This window comes from Haemophilus pittmaniae, assembly GCF_900186995.1.
In the GTDB taxonomy this organism is placed as follows: domain Bacteria; phylum Pseudomonadota; class Gammaproteobacteria; order Enterobacterales; family Pasteurellaceae; genus Haemophilus_D; species Haemophilus_D pittmaniae.
In genome coordinates, this window is the sequence record NZ_LT906463.1 from 1,958,708 (window position 1) to 1,975,735 (window position 17,028).

At 42.8% G+C, this 17,028-nt stretch carries 13 protein-coding genes; 8 read left to right on the forward strand and 5 right to left on the reverse strand.

Annotated elements, in window-relative coordinates; genetic code table 11:
• Positions 1-19: 19 nt before the first annotated feature.
• Positions 20-1,096, reverse strand: a complete 1,077-nt coding sequence (gene lptG, locus CKV74_RS09345) for an LPS export ABC transporter permease LptG (protein WP_095177067.1) — start codon at positions 1,094-1,096, stop codon at positions 20-22.
• Between the two features lie 3 nt (positions 1,097-1,099).
• The gene (gene lptF / locus CKV74_RS09350; protein ID WP_007242566.1) at positions 1,100-2,194 is read right to left on the reverse strand and encodes an LPS export ABC transporter permease LptF; all 1,095 of its coding nucleotides are present in this window, start codon (positions 2,192-2,194) and stop codon (positions 1,100-1,102) included.
• A 97-nt stretch (positions 2,195-2,291) separates the two neighbouring features.
• Between lptF and CKV74_RS09355 the strand changes: the two genes are divergently transcribed.
• A complete protein-coding gene (locus CKV74_RS09355; protein ID WP_007242527.1) occupies positions 2,292-3,764 on the forward strand; it encodes a leucyl aminopeptidase in 1,473 nt (490 codons plus the stop codon).
• Positions 3,765-3,823: 59 nt separating this feature from the next.
• Here CKV74_RS09355 and CKV74_RS09360 read toward each other — a convergent pair whose 3' ends face one another.
• Positions 3,824-4,681 carry an endonuclease/exonuclease/phosphatase family protein gene (locus tag CKV74_RS09360; protein WP_007242588.1) on the reverse strand — a complete coding sequence of 286 codons (858 nt, stop codon included), beginning with the start codon at positions 4,679-4,681 and terminating at the stop codon, positions 3,824-3,826.
• 109 nt (positions 4,682-4,790) lie between these two features.
• Between CKV74_RS09360 and CKV74_RS09365 the strand changes: the two genes are divergently transcribed.
• Together CKV74_RS09365 and ytfE are read left to right on the forward strand one after the other, a co-directional pair.
• Positions 4,791-6,107, forward strand: coding sequence for a cation:proton antiporter (locus CKV74_RS09365; protein WP_007242585.1), 1,317 nt, complete (start codon positions 4,791-4,793; stop codon positions 6,105-6,107).
• Between the two features lie 196 nt (positions 6,108-6,303).
• Entirely contained in the window at positions 6,304-6,990 is a 687-nt protein-coding gene (gene ytfE, locus CKV74_RS09370; protein WP_007242536.1) for an iron-sulfur cluster repair protein YtfE, read from the forward strand.
• Between the two features lie 58 nt (positions 6,991-7,048).
• On the opposite strand, the gene CKV74_RS09375 is transcribed toward ytfE, so the two are convergent.
• Together CKV74_RS09375 and CKV74_RS09380 are read right to left on the reverse strand one after the other, a co-directional pair.
• Positions 7,049-8,974 (reverse strand): LTA synthase family protein, encoded by a 1,926-nt coding sequence (locus tag CKV74_RS09375; protein ID WP_095177068.1) that lies wholly within the window; start codon positions 8,972-8,974, stop codon positions 7,049-7,051.
• A 118-nt stretch (positions 8,975-9,092) separates the two neighbouring features.
• On the reverse strand, positions 9,093-11,363 hold the full coding sequence (locus CKV74_RS09380; protein ID WP_095177069.1) for an NADP-dependent malic enzyme: 2,271 nt from the start codon (positions 11,361-11,363) through the stop codon (positions 9,093-9,095).
• Between the two features lie 201 nt (positions 11,364-11,564).
• On the opposite strand from CKV74_RS09380, the gene CKV74_RS09385 reads away from it, so the two are divergent.
• From CKV74_RS09385 to CKV74_RS09405, 5 genes are all read left to right on the forward strand, one after another.
• Positions 11,565-12,194 carry a DUF1919 domain-containing protein gene (locus CKV74_RS09385; protein WP_007242533.1) on the forward strand — a complete coding sequence of 210 codons (630 nt, stop codon included), beginning with the start codon at positions 11,565-11,567 and terminating at the stop codon, positions 12,192-12,194.
• Positions 12,195-12,203: 9 nt separating this feature from the next.
• Positions 12,204-12,905 carry a 16S rRNA pseudouridine(516) synthase RsuA gene (rsuA, locus tag CKV74_RS09390; RefSeq protein WP_007242574.1) on the forward strand — a complete coding sequence of 234 codons (702 nt, stop codon included), beginning with the start codon at positions 12,204-12,206 and terminating at the stop codon, positions 12,903-12,905.
• On the forward strand, positions 12,898-14,085 hold the full coding sequence (locus CKV74_RS09395) for a Bcr/CflA family multidrug efflux MFS transporter (protein ID WP_039847831.1): 1,188 nt from the start codon (positions 12,898-12,900) through the stop codon (positions 14,083-14,085). Before rsuA ends, CKV74_RS09395 begins: the two co-directional genes overlap by 8 nt.
• A gap of 219 nt (positions 14,086-14,304) precedes the next feature.
• Positions 14,305-14,952, forward strand: a complete 648-nt coding sequence (locus CKV74_RS09400) for a PM1805 family lipoprotein (protein WP_007242534.1) — start codon at positions 14,305-14,307, stop codon at positions 14,950-14,952.
• A 376-nt stretch (positions 14,953-15,328) separates the two neighbouring features.
• The gene (locus CKV74_RS09405; protein ID WP_007242530.1) at positions 15,329-16,954 is read left to right on the forward strand and encodes an ABC transporter substrate-binding protein; all 1,626 of its coding nucleotides are present in this window, start codon (positions 15,329-15,331) and stop codon (positions 16,952-16,954) included.
• Positions 16,955-17,028: the final 74 nt, after the last annotated feature.

Below are 17,028 nucleotides of genomic sequence, written 5' to 3' on the forward strand. Positions count from 1 at the left end.
CGTTTTTGAATGATTGGATTTAATCCCGCTTACGACTGAGCAGCCACCAAATAATGACGATAAATAGCAAACTCGGCATTAATGCACCTAAGAATGCCGGCGCGTTATACACCACGCTCATCTGGCCAAAGATTTCATTGACGACATAAAATAAGAAGCCGAAGCAAATACCGGTGACGATCCGCGCACCGGCAGTCACACTGCGCAGGGAACCAAAAATAAAAGATAACGCCAACATCATCATCACGCCAACTGATACCGGTTGTAATAATTTACGCCAGAAGGTCAGTTCAAAGCGACGCGAATCTTGTCCCGTGTCCTTTAAGAAAGCGATATAACTGGACAGTCCGGAGATCGATAATGAGGTCGGACGCAAGGATACTGCACCTAATTTATCCGGTGTGAGTCCGGTTGGCCAATCTTCACTCAAGCGGTTGGTCGTTTGAATTTGTTCGCTGGAAATTTGCGAATCACTCACCTGGCGCAGCTGCCATTTATGCTCATCCGCTGAATAGGTGGCTTGATTTGCATGTTTAAGATGGGTGAGATTACGCTCATTATCAAAGGTATAAATATATACGTCATCCAACTTCGCATCATCGGTAATACGGCGGACAAACACAAAATTATTGCCATCCTTTGCCCAAACACTATTTTTTACCGACATCATCGAACCACCGGACAACGCGCGGGCACGCATATCACGAGCGAATTGCTCGGTCTGCGGAATCCCCCATTCTCCCAATAGCATAGTCAGCACCACCAAAGGTAAGGCAGTCTTCATTACAGCTAAACCAATTTTAAAGCGTGAAAAACCTGACGCCTGCATCACAACTAATTCACTACGGCTGGCCAAATTCCCCAAAGCAATCAAAGCTCCCAGTAATGCGGCCATTGGGAAAAAGGTTTCAACATCCTTTGGCATGGTCAATAGGGTAAAAGCAACCGCCTGCCAAATATCATAGCTACCGCTCCCTACACTACGGAATTGTTCTACAAATTTAATAATCGCCGACAATCCCACCAAGGTCAGCAAAGTGGCAAAAATCGCGCCTAAAATGCTCTTGCCGATATAACGATCCAGGGTATTCATCATTGATTAATTATCCTTCTTAAACAAATGGCGGATTTTGTACATAAAACTGGAATCCCAACTATTGAGCAAGATCCCCAACAATAGGAAAGAGACATTCACCAGCGGCATCCACAACGCTGCATTCAGTTTATCCGCACCACCGGCAGATTTCAGCGAGCTTTGTAACAAGAAATAAATTAGATAAAGCAATAATGCCGGTAGGATTTTGGCAAACCGCCCCTGACGCGGATTAACCCGGCTCAAAGGTACAGCCAATAACGCCATCAGCGGCACAGCCAAAATCAAAGTAATACGCCAATTCAGTTCAGCTTTATTGGCCGCCGTAGGTTGTTCCAATAATTTGGCTAATGACAAAGTGGCCGCTTCATCGCTTGCATTCTCTGTAGCCTGATACCCCATATAGGCCTGGTATTCATCAAAATGGGTGATGCGGAAATCCGGTAATACAGATGTCCCCTCTACCCGTTGGGTATTTTGCAAATTAAGAATTTGGTCACCGTTTGGTAAGGCTTTTAATTCACCTTTTTCCGCTACCACGACGGAAGGTTTAGCCGAGCCTTTGGCTTCCATTTGGAAAAGATAAACATCGTTGATTTGGTTACCATTGATTTTATCGATAAACAGGACAAAGTTGCTGCTGTTGGTCGACATAAACTGGCCTGAAGCCAACGCGCCCATCGTTGGATTTGCTTTAGCATCGGCGACAATAGTGGCCTGTTTGTCGATAGCCCAAGGAGATAGCCAAAGCGCGTTGTAAGCCGCAAGGGCGGCAGTAAAGAGGGAGAGTAACAGGGCGACCCGCACTAAAATACGCTGTCCGACCCCGCAGGCGCGCATAACGGTGATTTCGCTTTCCGCATAAAGCCGCCCAAATGTCAGTAAAATCGCGATAAATAAACACAATGGCAACATCAATTGTGCCATGGTCGGCATACCTAACCCCAACAGGGAAAGTACTAAATCTGCCGGCACCTTGCCACTAGCGGCTGAACCTAATACGCGCACCAATTGTTGGCTAAAGAAAATCACAAGCAAAATGAACAAAATCGCAATCTGACTTTTGAACACTTCTTTTGTTAAATATCGGGTTAAAATCATAGCTTTATCGCGTTAATTCAAGGAGTAATCTAGATAATTAGGGTGGCGTATGATACCTTATTTCCAGTCAATTAAATAGCTAAATTAAGGAAAAGCAATGAAATATCAAGCCCAATCCGTTCACCTTAAACATCCCCATGAATGCCTAATTATCGGCCTCTTCGAAGATGGCCAAACCGCAGCCTTCAACAAATGTGATCAACTTACCGAAGGGTATTTAACCGGCCTTGTGAAATCCAGTGATATCAGCGGTAAAATTGGACAACTCTGTCTACTACACCATGTGCCCCAATTGGATTGCAAACGTCTAATTATTGTCGGTTGTGGCAAACAGCCAGAACTCAATGAACGTAATTACCAAAAAATTTATCAACGACTTTGGCAAACCCTCAAAGAATTACCGGTAAGCGAAGCCGTCAGCTATTTAACCGATTTACAAATTAAGGGGCGTAATCTCTATTGGAATGTCCGCTTTGCGATCGAAACCTTAGAACATGGCAACTATCAATTCGACAATTTCAAACAGCAAAAAGCGCCAGCTATAAAATTACAAAAACTACTGTTCAGTACGGATGATGCTACAGCAGAACAGGCCATCCGCCATGCCCAAGCGATTGCTCATGGTATGCGGGCAACCCGAGACTTAGCGAATCAACCACCAAATATCTGTAATCCGGCTTATTTAGCCGAACAGGCTCAAGCTTTGGCGGCAAAATCAAATAAAGTTAGTGTGGAAATCCTAGATGAGGCTCAAATGACCGAACTAGGCATGCAGGCTTATTTGGCAGTATCTCGTGGTGCAACCAATCCGGCTTATTTGTCTTTAATCAAATTTAATAATGCGCCAAATCCCGATGCAAAACCTATCGTATTGGTCGGTAAGGGGTTAACCTTCGATGCCGGCGGCATCTCCTTAAAACCCGCGGCCGATATGGATGAAATGAAATATGATATGGGCGGAGCGGCTTCAGTATTCGGTACCATGACCGCATTAATCGAATTGGATTTACCACTAAATGTCATTGGTGTTTTGGCTGGTTGTGAGAACCTGCCCGATGGTAATGCCTATCGTCCGGGAGATATTCTCACCACGATGAATGGCCTAACAGTGGAAGTACTTAATACCGATGCGGAAGGACGCTTGGTGCTCTGCGATACCCTCACTTATGTAGAACGTTTCGCTCCACAGGCGGTGATTGATATCGCTACCCTCACCGGTGCTTGTGTCGTCGCCTTAGGACAACACAATAGCGGACTGTTAAGTGAAGATGAGGCCTTAGCCACCGAGCTAGCCCAAGCCGCCACACAAAGTCATGATAAAGCCTGGCGCTTACCAATATCCGATGAATACCGCGAGCAACTAAAATCACCATTTGCCGACTTAGCCAATGTGGGCGGACGTTGGGGTGGTGCGAGCACAGCCGGTGCATTTTTATCGCACTTTACCAAAGCCTACCCTTGGGCTCACCTAGATATTGCCGGCACCGCTTGGCTACAGGGCGCCAATAAGGGTGCAACCGGACGCCCTGTACCGTTATTGGTACAATACCTAATTAATGCCGCAGAATAATCGGCAAATAAAAACGGTCGGAATACATCCGACCGTTTTTTGGCGCCAAATAAATCACATTAATCAGCACCAATGCGAAATTCCAGTAAAATCGGATTATGATCCGAAGACTTCACCGCCAAAACATTCGCCGTTAATATTTGTACCCCACGGCTAAACACATGATCCAATGGTTGTCCCAAAAAACGTACGCGTTGATCGCTTTGTAAAGGCACGGCGTGCAAATCATATTGCGCCATCAATCCATTCAAGAAATCAACCCGTTTTCCGCGCCACGAATTAAAATCACCGGCCACAATCATTGGCCCTTGATGTCTCCCCACCAAGGCAAATATTTGCTCCAATTGCTTGCGATAATTGACTAACTTCAATTCAAAATTAATTAAATGTAAATTAACCACCAGTAATGTTTGGCCATTTTGTAATGGAAATGCCATTGCACTACCAACCTTAGGAATTTGAATCCAAGGCTCTGGCAAACTATCTGCGCAATACCATTGTGGAGCAGATTTGGCGAAGGTTTTCACACCGGAAGACTGCGCTTTATAAGCAAAGGCTGAGGCAAACAAACTGCTGGAAAATTGCTGTAAGCTTTGTTGCGGTGTCGCTTCCTGTAATAGGACAAAATCCTGCTCTGCCGATAACCTTTGTAAATCTTTCTGCCAACCGGCATCTTGTCCCTTATGAATATTCCAACTCAGTAACTTAAAGGTTTTCGCAGGTAAGACTGCCACCGCTTCGGGTGATTGATAACATTGTAGCGGTGCATATTGGGTGATGGCTTGATAAGGCTTATCTCGGCCACTGACAAACTGAATTTGCAATTTATCGAAAATAGTCAATTGTGATAAGAAATAGCCGGCCAATGCCATTGTTGTCACCATACTCCCTAAAGCAATTTTTACTTTTCTACCCATTATTTTTCCGAATACCTTTCTAAATGCCATTGCATTTTTTATACTGTCGCCCGCTTAACGACGAGGCCGTTAAGATATTTATCTTTTTTCACATATTCAAGGCTTTTTAATGAATATTTACACTTACCTCTGTTTTTTGGCTGCTATCGCCATCCTTATCAGCTTCATTACCCAAAAACTCAACGACAATATTCAATACACCATCGCCATTACCGCCACCTCCATGATAGGTTCGCTCGTTTTGGTATTATGCGGTTATCTCAATTGGTTTAATCTGGATGATATTGCCACCCGAGTCATTGAACGCATCGATTTTAAAGATTTTTTACTTAACGGGATCCTAGGTTTTTTACTATTTGCTGGGGCATTGGGCATCAAATTACCGGTGCTCAAAAATCAAAAGTGGGAAATCACTATTTTTGCCCTGTTTTCCACCTTCGCCTCTACTCTATTCATCGGTTTTTTATTGAACGGGATCACCCAATTATTCGGTTGGCACGTAGATCTTATTTATTGCCTGCTGTTCGGTGCACTTATTTCTCCCGATGACCCCATTGCCGTCTTGGCTATTATCAAGAATCTTAAAGCCCCGAAGCGCCTTTCCATGCAGGTTGAAGGAGAATCCTTATTTAACGACGGGATTGGCTTGGTAATTTTTACGACCGTGTTTGCGGTGGCTTTCGGTGGACATGAACCAACAGCCGGCGGCATTTTGCAGCTATTCCTTAAAGAGGCCATTGGTGGTATTTTATTTGGCTTGGCACTAGGTTTATTTGCCCATTATCTCATTTCAGCAACCGATGATGGCAGCTTGGAGATCTTACTCACCCTTATCGTGCCTACTGCCGGTTTTATGTTAGCTAATCTATTACATGTATCAGGTGCCTTAGCAATGGTCGTTGCGGGAATTCTGATTGGAAACTGGACGCGCTACACCGGTTTTTCCAAACAAAGCCAACATTATTTAGATCACTTTTGGGAAATGATTGATCATTTTCTAAACTCTCTGCTATTTATTTTAATCGGTTTAGCCATTTTGCTAATCCATGTCTCCTGGCAAGGGATGATTTTAATCTGTTTAGCTATTCCAATTTGCTTGCTATGTCGCTATCTCAGCGTTTGGTTGCCGTTTCAGGTGATGAAACGCTACCGTAAATACAATCCTTACACCCTAAAAGTGCTTACTTGGGGAGCACTTCGCGGAGGGTTAGCATTGGCCATGGCATTGTCAATTCCGGCCGGAAAATTCTTCATTGAAGGGCTAAATATGGATGTTCGTGATTTAATTCTGGGAATGACCTATGCCGTAGTGACCTTTTCCATTTTGGTGCAGGGCGCAACTATCGAGAAAATGATTCGCCAAGCCAAAGCCGCAGTAATCCGTGAAAAAGGCTATATCGGAATCGGTTTAGCTAAGGACAAATGACAGAAAAACGCCGAAATTTCGGCGTTTTTTCATTTTTAAATCAATATCAATAAAATCAATGACTTACAATCATTTTTAGAGAAAACTCTGATTTTCAAAGGGGCGTTTGACATTTCTCTGTACAAAAAATACTGGATTTTTTTAGCTTTATAACCTAGTATTTTACTCAACTTTCTATACTACCCCTGGAGGATATATGTCTTTTGCCAATCAACAACTCGGCACTATTGCTGTGCATGTTCCCGGCGCAACTGCCCTATTTCGCGAATTAGAAATTGATTTTTGCTGTGGTGGCGCACGCACACTCAGTGCTGCGGCGGAAGCCAAAAATTTGGACTTAGCACAGATTGAAGCCCGTTTAACGGAATTGGCCAACAATCAGCCGACAGAAAACGATCAAGATTCCGATGTTTACTGGCTGAACGCACCTTATGCGGAAATGACCGATTTTATTATCAAACGTTATCATGATGTGCATCGCGCTCAGTTACCTGAACTGATTGAATTAGCTGAAACGGTAGAACGCGTACATGCCGAACGCGCTGAATGTCCGCAGGGTCTTGCCGCTGAATTACGCGCTATTTTCGAAGAACTCAGCAATCACACGATGAAAGAAGAGCGTATTTTATTCCCAATGATCAACGCCGGTAACTATGCGATGGCACAAATGCCGATTCGTGTGATGGAAATGGAACATGAACAAATGGGTGATCAACTGGAAGTGTTGAAAAAACTCACCAATCACTTTGTTCCACCGGCAGATGCTTGTAATACCTGGCAGGCGCTCTATCGTGGTATCGCGCAATTTACCGATGATCTGGTCATGCATACCCACCGTGAAAACAATATTTTATTCCCAAGAGTGTTAGCAGAGATTCGTTAATCCGTTCCCGAATAAAATAAATAGGCCTTGCAATCGCAAGGCCTATTTTTATATCCATCTATTGGGCTTCAGCCCCCCGATATAAGCGATTCTTATACAAATAGCTACCTAATAGCGCATAAGCCAACGCCTGTTTCTTCATCGCCTCCGGCACTTCTGATGGTGTTAAAGTATCTTTTTGCTGATCATAGAAATATCCCTGTGCCGGTCGATTTGGAATTTGAATAACAACTTGATGCTTTCCATCCATCATCGCTTGGGTTTGGTCAAACTGCATCAATGCACGGTTCGGATTCACATTTTGGGTTAAATCAAAGCCTATCATCGGGTAATCGCCACTCACACCAGCTAAGGAAAGTAAGGTCGGTGCCATATCAATTTGACTGACTAACCGATTGTCGCGGCGTGGTGTAATCCCTTCTCCCAAGATTAGCCCCGGAATATGGAAATGTTTAATCGGCATCAAACTGGCACCAGCCACCCGTGAATCATGGTCGGCAATAATTAAGAAAATCGTATCCGCCCAATAATTGGATTGTTTAGCCAATTTGAAAAAATGTCCAATCGCATAATCGGCATACTTAGCACTGTTATTGCGAGTTGTTTGTGGTTGTTCATAAAGATCGATTTTTCCAGAAGGAAATTCAAAAGGATCATGATTGCTAGAACTGAAAACCAAACTAAAAAACGGTGTCCCTTGCGCTTGCCATTGGCTAAACATTTCGTTGGCTTTATCAAATAAATCCTCATCACTCACCCCCCAGGTAGCAGTAAATTGCGGATTCTGATAATCAGCCTGATCGATAATGGTTTGAAAGCCGTTACCGTAAAAAAAGCCGGCCATATTGTCGAAGTGTTTTTCACCGCCATAGATAAACGAGGTGTGATATCCCTGTTTAGCTAAAAGTTCAGCTATCGTAAAGAAGCCATTTTGACTGTTATTTAACTTCACCACAGCTCGTGCTGGAGTTGGGGTAAAACCTGCAGTCACTGCTTCAATACCACGTACTGAGCGGGTACCGGTGGCATACAAATTATCAAACAGCCATCCCTGTTGGGCTAATTGGTCAAATTCCGGTGAGAGTGGCTTACCACCAAGGCTACCAATAAATTGAGCCCCCAGGCTTTCCTCCAAAATAATTACAATATTTTTTGGCTTGCCTTGGAACGTTGCAATATTACGGGTAAGCGTTGGATATTTTGAGGAAATATAATCGCTATCCGGACGACCACGTGTTGTCTTTATGGTCGCTAGCATTTCATCAACCGGCATTTTGCCATAAGCCTCAGAGGAAATTTCCTCATCCTTAAATTGCTGCACCGCATATAACACCGAATAACCGGAATTTAATACTAACGAATTAACTAGGCTATCTGAAGAAAATGCTACCATCGCCGGATTCACCCCGCGATGTTGCAAACTGGAACGGGCTCCAACAAAAGCAATTACCGCCACCAATAACGCGGCAACAGGGCGCCAACGCCAGCGCATCGGGCGTAAATCGGATACCGCCCAAGCGCTTAGTCGCCAGTAGCTCCAAATGGCGAATAAGGTAATTAATAATGTGATAATCACGGCACTTAAATGGCCGTTCACTAGCATAGAAAAAACTTCTTGGGGATAAATTAAATACTCAATAAAAAGCCGATTTGGACGGAAATCATAGGTTTCAATAAACGCTGGCGTAGCCAATTCCATAAAAAGAATAAAGACCGAACCAATCGTTAGCCAACAACGTAAAATGCATAACCACAGACGATTTGTGTGAAATAACAGCGTAAATAATGCCGGCACACCAAATAAATAGCATAGGGCAACAATATCCATGCGTAACCCTTGCAAAAATAATTGCCCCCAACCATTTACGGCGGTTACCCGTTCTGCCTGCCATAATGAAAGTCCCAACCGGGATAAACTGAAAACAAATAAATTAATCAGGATAAAAATCCCAATCGGAAAAAAAGGAGATCGGGTCTTTTTCATAAATATTCCCCATAATAATGAAACACCGCGTTTCGACAATATATGTCTTTGAAAGTGCAATAAAAAATACGGCCGCTTCCAAATTATAAGATTGGAAACGGCCGTATGATTTCAGTAATTATTGTTCTTGTGCTTTTACTGCTGCATAAGCAATCATATTAATAATGCGTCGAACAGAAGCACTTGGATTTAAAATATGCGCAGACTTATTCATGCCCATTAAGATTGGCCCTACGGTAATTGCCGTAGTCGTACCACGCAATAAGCTATAACTAATACGCGCCGCACTTAAATTTGGGAATACCAATAAGTTAGCCGAACCTTTCAATGGACTTTCAGGCATGATTTCCCGGCGATGCGCTTCATTCATCGCAAGATCACCACGCATTTCACCATCAATCATTAATTCCGGTTTACGCTCATTCACCAATTGCAATACTTCTCGCATTTTTGACGCGCCTAATGCGTTGGAAGAACCGTAATTTGAATGGGATAGCAAGGCTACCGCCGGTTCTAGACCGAAACGACGTACTTCCTCCGCTGCCATTAGCGTAATTTCAGTCAATTCCTCGGCATTCGGATCAGTATTTACGTGCGTATCGGTTAAGAACACGTTACCACTTGGTAGAACCAAACTGTTTAAGGCAGCTGCTGCTTTTACGCCTGGTTTCAAACCAATGATATCGGTAATGGAGGCCAAATGTTTACCGTAGGAACCAAATAAACCACAAATCAAACCATCAGCATAGCCCAGATTCACTAAAGTGGATGCCAATACTGTTGTATTGGAACGTACCACCCGTTTGGCGATGGCTTCGGTAATTCCTTTACGTTTAGTTAGTTGATAATAATGCTTCCAGCATTCTTCATAGCGTGGGTTATTTTCATTATCGATTAATTCAAAATCCACACCCGGTTGCATACGCAAACCTAATTTTTTGATTTTTTCTTCGACAACACTCTGACGGCCAATCAAAATTGGTTTAGCTAATCCCATTAAAATCACTTCGTGAGTTGCATGTAATGCATTTACCTCTTCCCCTTCAGCAATAATAATGCGTTGTTTGGATTCTTTCGCCTGATTGAAAATTGGGCGCATAACCAAACTGGTTTTATAAACGAATTGGGTTAATTTTTCGGTGTAATTATCCCAATTTTCAATTGGACGGGTAGCCACACCGGAGTCCATTGCCGCTTTCGCTACCGCTGGTGCAATGCGTACGATTAAGCGCGGATCAAATGGACGAGGAATGATATATTCCGGACCAAAAATCGCACCTTCACCGCCATAAGCGGAAGTCACTACATCGCTTTGTTCTTCCAATGCAAGATCCGCAATGGCATATACCGCGGCACGTTTCATTTCTTCATTAATGGCTGTCGCGCCAACATCTAATGCTCCACGGAAAATAAATGGGAAACAAAGCACATTATTCACTTGGTTCGGATAATCGGAACGGCCGGTACAAACAATCGCATCAGGACGAACAGCCTTAGCTTCTGGTGGAGTAATTTCCGGATTTGGATTTGCCAACGCTAAAATAATCGGATGTGCAGCCATGGATTTAACCATATCTTGAGTTAAGGCTCCGGCAGCAGAACAGCCTAAAAATACATCGGCATTCGGAATAGCATCGGCCAATTTACGCCAGCCATTGTCTTCAATCGCATAATCCAATTTGGTTTGGTCCATACGATCACCGCGCTCTTTATAAACAACGCCTTTAGAGTCGCAAATCACAATATTTTCCCGTTTCATGCCAAGGCTTACCAATAAATTTAAGCAAGCAATAGAAGCAGCCCCGGCACCAGATGCAACCAAACGCACATCTTCAATTTTTTTATCCACAATACGTAACGCATTAATTACCGCTGCAGCACTAATGATCGCAGTACCATGTTGGTCATCATGGAAAACAGGAATATTCATGCGCTCGCGTAATTTACGTTCAATATAAAAACATTCCGGTGCTTTAATATCCTCAAGGTTCACACCACCAAAGGTCGGTTCTAAGGAAGCGATAATATCCACTAATTTATCCGGATCATGCTCATTCACTTCAATATCAAAAACGTTAATGCCGGCAAATTTTTTAAATAATACGCCTTTACCTTCCATTACAGGTTTTCCGGCCAAGGCGCCAATATTCCCCAACCCCAACACAGCGGTACCATTAGAAATCACCGCGACTAAATTACCACGGGCTGTGTATTTATAGGAATTTAGCGGATCTTTTTCGATCTCTAAGCAGGGTTCGGCAACACCTGGAGAATAAGCTAACGCAAGATCGCGTTGGGTAGCGAGGGATTTAGTTGGGGTGACTTCAATTTTTCCCGGAATTGGAAACTCATGGAAATCCAATGCGGCTTGGCGTAGTTGATCGCTCATGCTAATACTCCATATTTTTCATTAAGGGTTAAGAACGCGAGGATTATACGCATGTTTACAGGTTAAATTTGTGACCTGCCGCAAATTTTCACAAATTTGTTACATCGTTTTGGAACTTCTATTCATTAAAGAATATTATCGCCTTTCTTCACATTTATTAGCAAAGGAGCTACCATAACGCGCTAATTAAATGAGGTCATTATGCTGTTATTTACGAAATTTCGAAGTGCGATTAATAAACTCCAACGTTTGGCAATCAACAAACAACTCAAACAACGGCTCACCAATCACAATATGTCTGTTATCTCGGCCAACTGCGTTGGAGCTTTTATCCTGCATGATTTAAATGAGCCCTTTAACTCCCCTTTCGTCAATCTCTACCTGACACCCCGCGATTTTATCCGTTATCTGCAAAATATGCCCCATTATCAACGACAGCCATTAAAATTTATCGAAACGGACAAACGCTATCCTGTCGCCCTATTGGATGACTTAGAAATTCACTTTATGCATTACTCCAATCCCCAAGAAGCCGAGCAGAAATGGCAACAGCGTAATCAACGCATTGATCCGAATAATCTTTTTATCATGATGACTGATAAGGATGCCGGACGAGGAGCCAGCTATGAAGAATTACAGGCTTTTGATCGTCTACCGTTTAAAAATAAAGTGGTATTTACCCACAAACCTTACCCAGAACTAGCCAGCGCTTGTTATATCAAGGGATTTGAAGATGCCAAAGAAGTCGGTGATTTATTTACCTATCCCGGCTGGAACGGACATAAATACTATGATCAATTCGATTATGTTGACTGGTTTAACCATCCTTAAGGACACATTGTGAGACTGGACAAATTTATTGCAGAAAATACCGAACTCACTCGCTCTCAAGCCACTAAAGCATTACGTAGCGGTTTGATTAGCGTCAACGGCACTATTCAAAAAAGTGGCGCTACCCAGGTCACAGAGCCCGATCAAATTATGTTTGATGACGAACTTTTACCTTGGGTGGAAGAAAATCTCTATTTCATGTTTCATAAACCGGTCGATGTAGTTTGTGATCATGATGATGCTAACTATCCTTCTGTTTACCAATTCTTTGCACCGCCTTACGCACAAAAACTGCACACCGCCGGTCGTCTGGATGCAGATACAACAGGCTTAGTCTTACTCACTAATGACGGTCAATGGTCACATCGTATTACCTCACCCAAACACCATTGTGAAAAAACTTATTTAGTTACCTTGGCCGATCCCGTAGAAAGTTATTATCAGCAGCGCTGCCTGGAAGGTATTTTGCTGCGTGGTGAAAAACAACCAACAAAGCCCGCAAAATTAGAAGTCTTAGACGATTACAACGTAAATCTCACCCTGAGTGAAGGTCGATACCATCAAGTAAAGCGCATGTTTGCGGCCCTTGGCAATAAGGTCGTTGGACTACATCGTTGGAAAATCGGTAATTTAGTGCTGGACGAAGAGCTCGCCGAGGGTGAATACCGCCCATTAAGCCCACAAGAAATTGAAGATCTCGTGCATGAATAACGGCAAACCTACCTTTATTTTTATCCTCGCCCTAAGCATCCTATCGATGCTACCGCCCTTGGGCGTGGATATGTACATTCCCGCATTTCTGAGTATCGCTAAAGATTTTTCGGTAAGCCCAGAAGAAGTTCAACATACCCTCACAGCATTCGCTTACGGGATGGCTACCGGACAATTGTTTTGGGGACCATTTGGTGACAGTTTCGGGCGCAAACCTATTATTTTGCTTGGTGTGATTATCGGAGCCTTAACCGCATTGTTATTAACCGATATCAGTAGTCTCGGCAATTTTATTGCATTGCGTTTTATCCAAGGTTTTTTCGGTGCTGCACCCGTCGTATTAGCCGGAGCATTACTGCGTGACCTATTTAGTAAAGATCAGCTTTCTAAGGTCATGTCTACCATCACTCTAGTTTTTATGATCGCACCATTACTAGCTCCAATTATTGGGGGGTATATCGTCAAATATTTCCATTGGTCGATGATTTTTTACGCTATCGGTACTATGGGATTACTGGCCGCACTATTGGTTTGGCGCATCGTGCCGGAAACCCATCAAGAAGAAAATCGCATTCCTCTACGCCTCAATATCATCGCACGTAATTTCATCAGCCTCTGGAAACAAAAAGAAGTGCTTGGTTACATGTTTGCTGCCTCCTTTGGTTTCGGCGGACTATTTGCCTTTATTACAGCTGGCTCTATCGTGTACATCGGGATTTATCACATTCAGGTTGATCACTTCGGTTACTTTTTTATGCTAAATATTGCCATTATGACCGGTGCAACCTATCTTAATCGACTTCTTGTATTGAAACTCGGTGCAGAGAACATGCTGCGTTTAGGGTTGAGCGTACAATTTATCGCAGCGATTGTATTAGTACTCACCGCCCTATTTGACTGGGGCTTTTGGCCAATGGCTATCGGTATCGCCTTTTTCGTTGGACAAAATCCGTTAATTTCCTCCAATGCCACAGCATCAATCTTAGAAAAATTCCCACTACTTGCAGGGACTGCCAATTCGATGGTTGGTAGCGTACGATTTGCAGTCGGCGCAATCACCGGTTCTTGCGTGGCGGCAATGAAAATGGACAGCGCGGCGCCAATGTTGTTTACCATGGCGGTTTGCTCGCTAATAGCCGTCAGCAGCTATTATTGGCTGATTGTCCGTCCGAAAAAATGATTTTGTGACGACACCTAATAAAATCAATAACTTAGCTTTATTTTTTAGAAAAACTCTGTAAAATGCGGGTGCGTTTTAAGTTTTCTTAAAACTCAGGAAAATACAAATTTTCCGTTTATTTATAAACTTCTACTAAGTTTTACTGTCTAACCCGCTACTGTCGTCTTATAATTGACAGGTCGATTTTGACAATTAGCTTCATAAAAAGGATCTCAATCTATGAACAAAATGACTAAATTCAGTGCAGCAGCGCTTCTTGCACTTTTCTTAACCGCTTGTGACAAACCGGCAGACAAAGCTCCTGCAGCAGATGCAGCACCAGCGAAAACTGAACAACAAGCAGCTCCAGCGGCTCCAGAACAAGCTCCTGCAGCAGATAAAGCACCGGCTAGCGAACCAGCAGCTGCACCAGCGACTGCAAATGCAAGCGCCGATGAAACAGCAGATTATCAAGCCTTCATGAAATGGAATGAAGAACAAGCACCGACTCAATTAGCTGCTCAACAAAAATTCCAACAAGCGTTAACTGAAGCGGTTGCAACCAAGGATGAGAAAAAAGTTCGTGCTGCAATCGATGAATTCAACAAATCCGTTGAAGATGCAATTAACAGCTTAGACAAATTAGAAGTAAAAACTGAATTGCTAAAAACTATCAAAGCTCAAAACCAAGATGTGTTGAAATTAGCAAGCGGTTTATTGGTTGATCAAGCAGATTTCGCATTAAAACAACCAACTGAAGCACAAACTAAAGCTTATGCTGAAAAAGCACAACAATTACAAGACAAAATGATGGAATTGCAAAAATCTGGCGCTGCATTAGCCGCGAAATTCGCTCCAGCTGCACCACAAGCGCCAGCTGCCAAATAATCATTTTTTCTACATTAAAAACCTTACCCTTCTCGGTAAGGTTTTTTATTTTCAAAAACCATCATCTCCATGATTTTGAGCCACTTCAGATCATTTTCAAAACAACCCCAATAAAATCAATAGCTTAGCCTACATTTTAAGAAAAACTCGGTAAAACGATAGGGCGTTTTCTCTAGTGTCAAAACCATTTACCGATTTGCTATCCATTGATTCCTCAAAAAATTGTGAGAAAAAACAATAATAATCCATATTTTTTGAACAAAAACATAGAATTTGCATTTTCCTATTATTTATTCTGCTCTTCACTTTACAATAGGGAGGTTTTAGGATAATAAGGAAACTTCACATCCAAACGCCTAATGACAAGGAGGCTCAAATGCAACACAAATTACTTCTTTCAGCGCTTACCCTCGCCCTTTCCTACTCCGTGCAAGCGGTCGTCGTGCCAGAGGGAACGCAACTGGACGAAAAACAACATATCGTGATCAATAACGGGGCGGAACCACAAAGTTTTGACCCACAAAAAACCGAAGGCGTACCGGAATCACAAGTGGCCTACCAATTATTCGAAGGCTTAGTCACTACCGATTCAGACGGTAAACTTCTACCGGGTGTTGCTGAAAGTTGGGAAAACACACCGGACTTCAAAACCTGGACATTCCATTTACGTAAAGATGCCAAATGGTCCAATGGCGAACCGGTCACAGCTCATGATTTTGTGTTTGCTTGGCGCCGTTTGGTGGATCCGGCTACAGCCGCACCTTACGCAAGCTTTTTGAGCTATTTGCAGGTTGAAAATGCCCAAGACATTATTGATGGCAAGAAAAAACCAGCCGACTTAGGTGTTGAAGCGAAGGATGATTATACCTTTGTTATCCATGCGACAAATCCGGTGCCTTATGCAGTTAGTCTAACCACCCACCAATCCCTATTACCATTGCCGCAAAAAGTAGTCGAAAAATTCGGTGATGCTTGGGTGAAAAAAGAAAATATCGTGGGTAACGGTGCTTATAAGCTCACCAACCATGTGATTAATGAAAAAATCGAATTTGAACGTAATCCACTCTATTGGAACGATAAAGAAACCGTAATCAATGGTGCGACTTTCCTGGCTATTGAAAACCCAAGTACCGATGTAGCACGTTATCGTGCCGGCGATTTAGATATCACTAGTTATGCTTTACCACCGGAACAATTCGCTAAATTACAAAAAGAGTTACCTGGTGAAGTATTCACAACACGAACTCTTGCGACCTATTCTTACGAGTTAAACAATAAGAAAGCGCCTTTTGATAACGTGAATGTTCGTAAAGCCTTGAACTTATCCCTTGATCGTAATGTGATCACCGATAAAGTTTTAGGCCAAGGTCAAACACCAACTTATGTGTTTACGCCAACCTACATCGAAGAAGGTCAGCTCATTCAACAACCTGCTTATTCAAAAGAACCAATGGCACAACGTAATGAAGAAGCTATTAAACTCTTAGAGGAAGCTGGTTACAGCAAAGCGAATCCATTAAAATTCAGCATTCTTTACAACACCAACGAAAACCACAAGAAAGTCGCCATCGCTGCAGCTTCTATGTGGAAAGCCAATACTAAAGGCTTAGTGGATGTAAAATTAGAAAACCAAGAATGGAAAACCTATATCGATAGTCGTCGTGCCGGTCGTTACGATGTTGCTCGTGCAGGATGGAATGCGGACTACAACCAAGCAACCACATTTGGTAACTATTTCTTATCTAATTCCAGCAATAACACCGCGAAATATGCGAATCCGGAATATGATAAAGCAATAGCCGAATCCTACGCTGCAACCGATGCTGAAGGGCGTGCAAAAGCCTATGCGAAAGCCGAAGAAATTCTTGCAAAAGATTACGGTATCGTACCAATCTTTAACTATGTCAATCCGCGTTTAGTGAAACCTTATGTAAAAGGCTACACTGGCAAAGATCCGCAAGATCAAATCTACTTACGCAATCTTTATATTATTAAACATTAATTTATTGCCGATATTTAGTGCGGTTAAAAATCCCTTGTTTTTAGCCGCACTTTTCCTATTTTGGTTGGAGTTGT

Coding starts and splice junctions, on each gene's coding strand:
- lptG (WP_095177067.1), bottom strand. CDS start 1,096: ATGATGAATACCCTGGATCGTTATATCGGCAAGAGCATTTTAGGCGCG.
- lptF (WP_007242566.1), bottom strand. CDS start 2,194: ATGATTTTAACCCGATATTTAACAAAAGAAGTGTTCAAAAGTCAGATT.
- CKV74_RS09355 (WP_007242527.1), top strand. CDS start 2,292: ATGAAATATCAAGCCCAATCCGTTCACCTTAAACATCCCCATGAATGC.
- CKV74_RS09360 (WP_007242588.1), bottom strand. CDS start 4,681: ATGGGTAGAAAAGTAAAAATTGCTTTAGGGAGTATGGTGACAACAATG.
- CKV74_RS09365 (WP_007242585.1), top strand. CDS start 4,791: ATGAATATTTACACTTACCTCTGTTTTTTGGCTGCTATCGCCATCCTT.
- ytfE (WP_007242536.1), top strand. CDS start 6,304: ATGTCTTTTGCCAATCAACAACTCGGCACTATTGCTGTGCATGTTCCC.
- CKV74_RS09375 (WP_095177068.1), bottom strand. CDS start 8,974: ATGAAAAAGACCCGATCTCCTTTTTTTCCGATTGGGATTTTTATCCTG.
- CKV74_RS09380 (WP_095177069.1), bottom strand. CDS start 11,363: ATGAGCGATCAACTACGCCAAGCCGCATTGGATTTCCATGAGTTTCCA.
- CKV74_RS09385 (WP_007242533.1), top strand. CDS start 11,565: ATGCTGTTATTTACGAAATTTCGAAGTGCGATTAATAAACTCCAACGT.
- CKV74_RS09395 (WP_039847831.1), top strand. CDS start 12,898: ATGAATAACGGCAAACCTACCTTTATTTTTATCCTCGCCCTAAGCATC.
- CKV74_RS09400 (WP_007242534.1), top strand. CDS start 14,305: ATGAACAAAATGACTAAATTCAGTGCAGCAGCGCTTCTTGCACTTTTC.
- CKV74_RS09405 (WP_007242530.1), top strand. CDS start 15,329: ATGCAACACAAATTACTTCTTTCAGCGCTTACCCTCGCCCTTTCCTAC.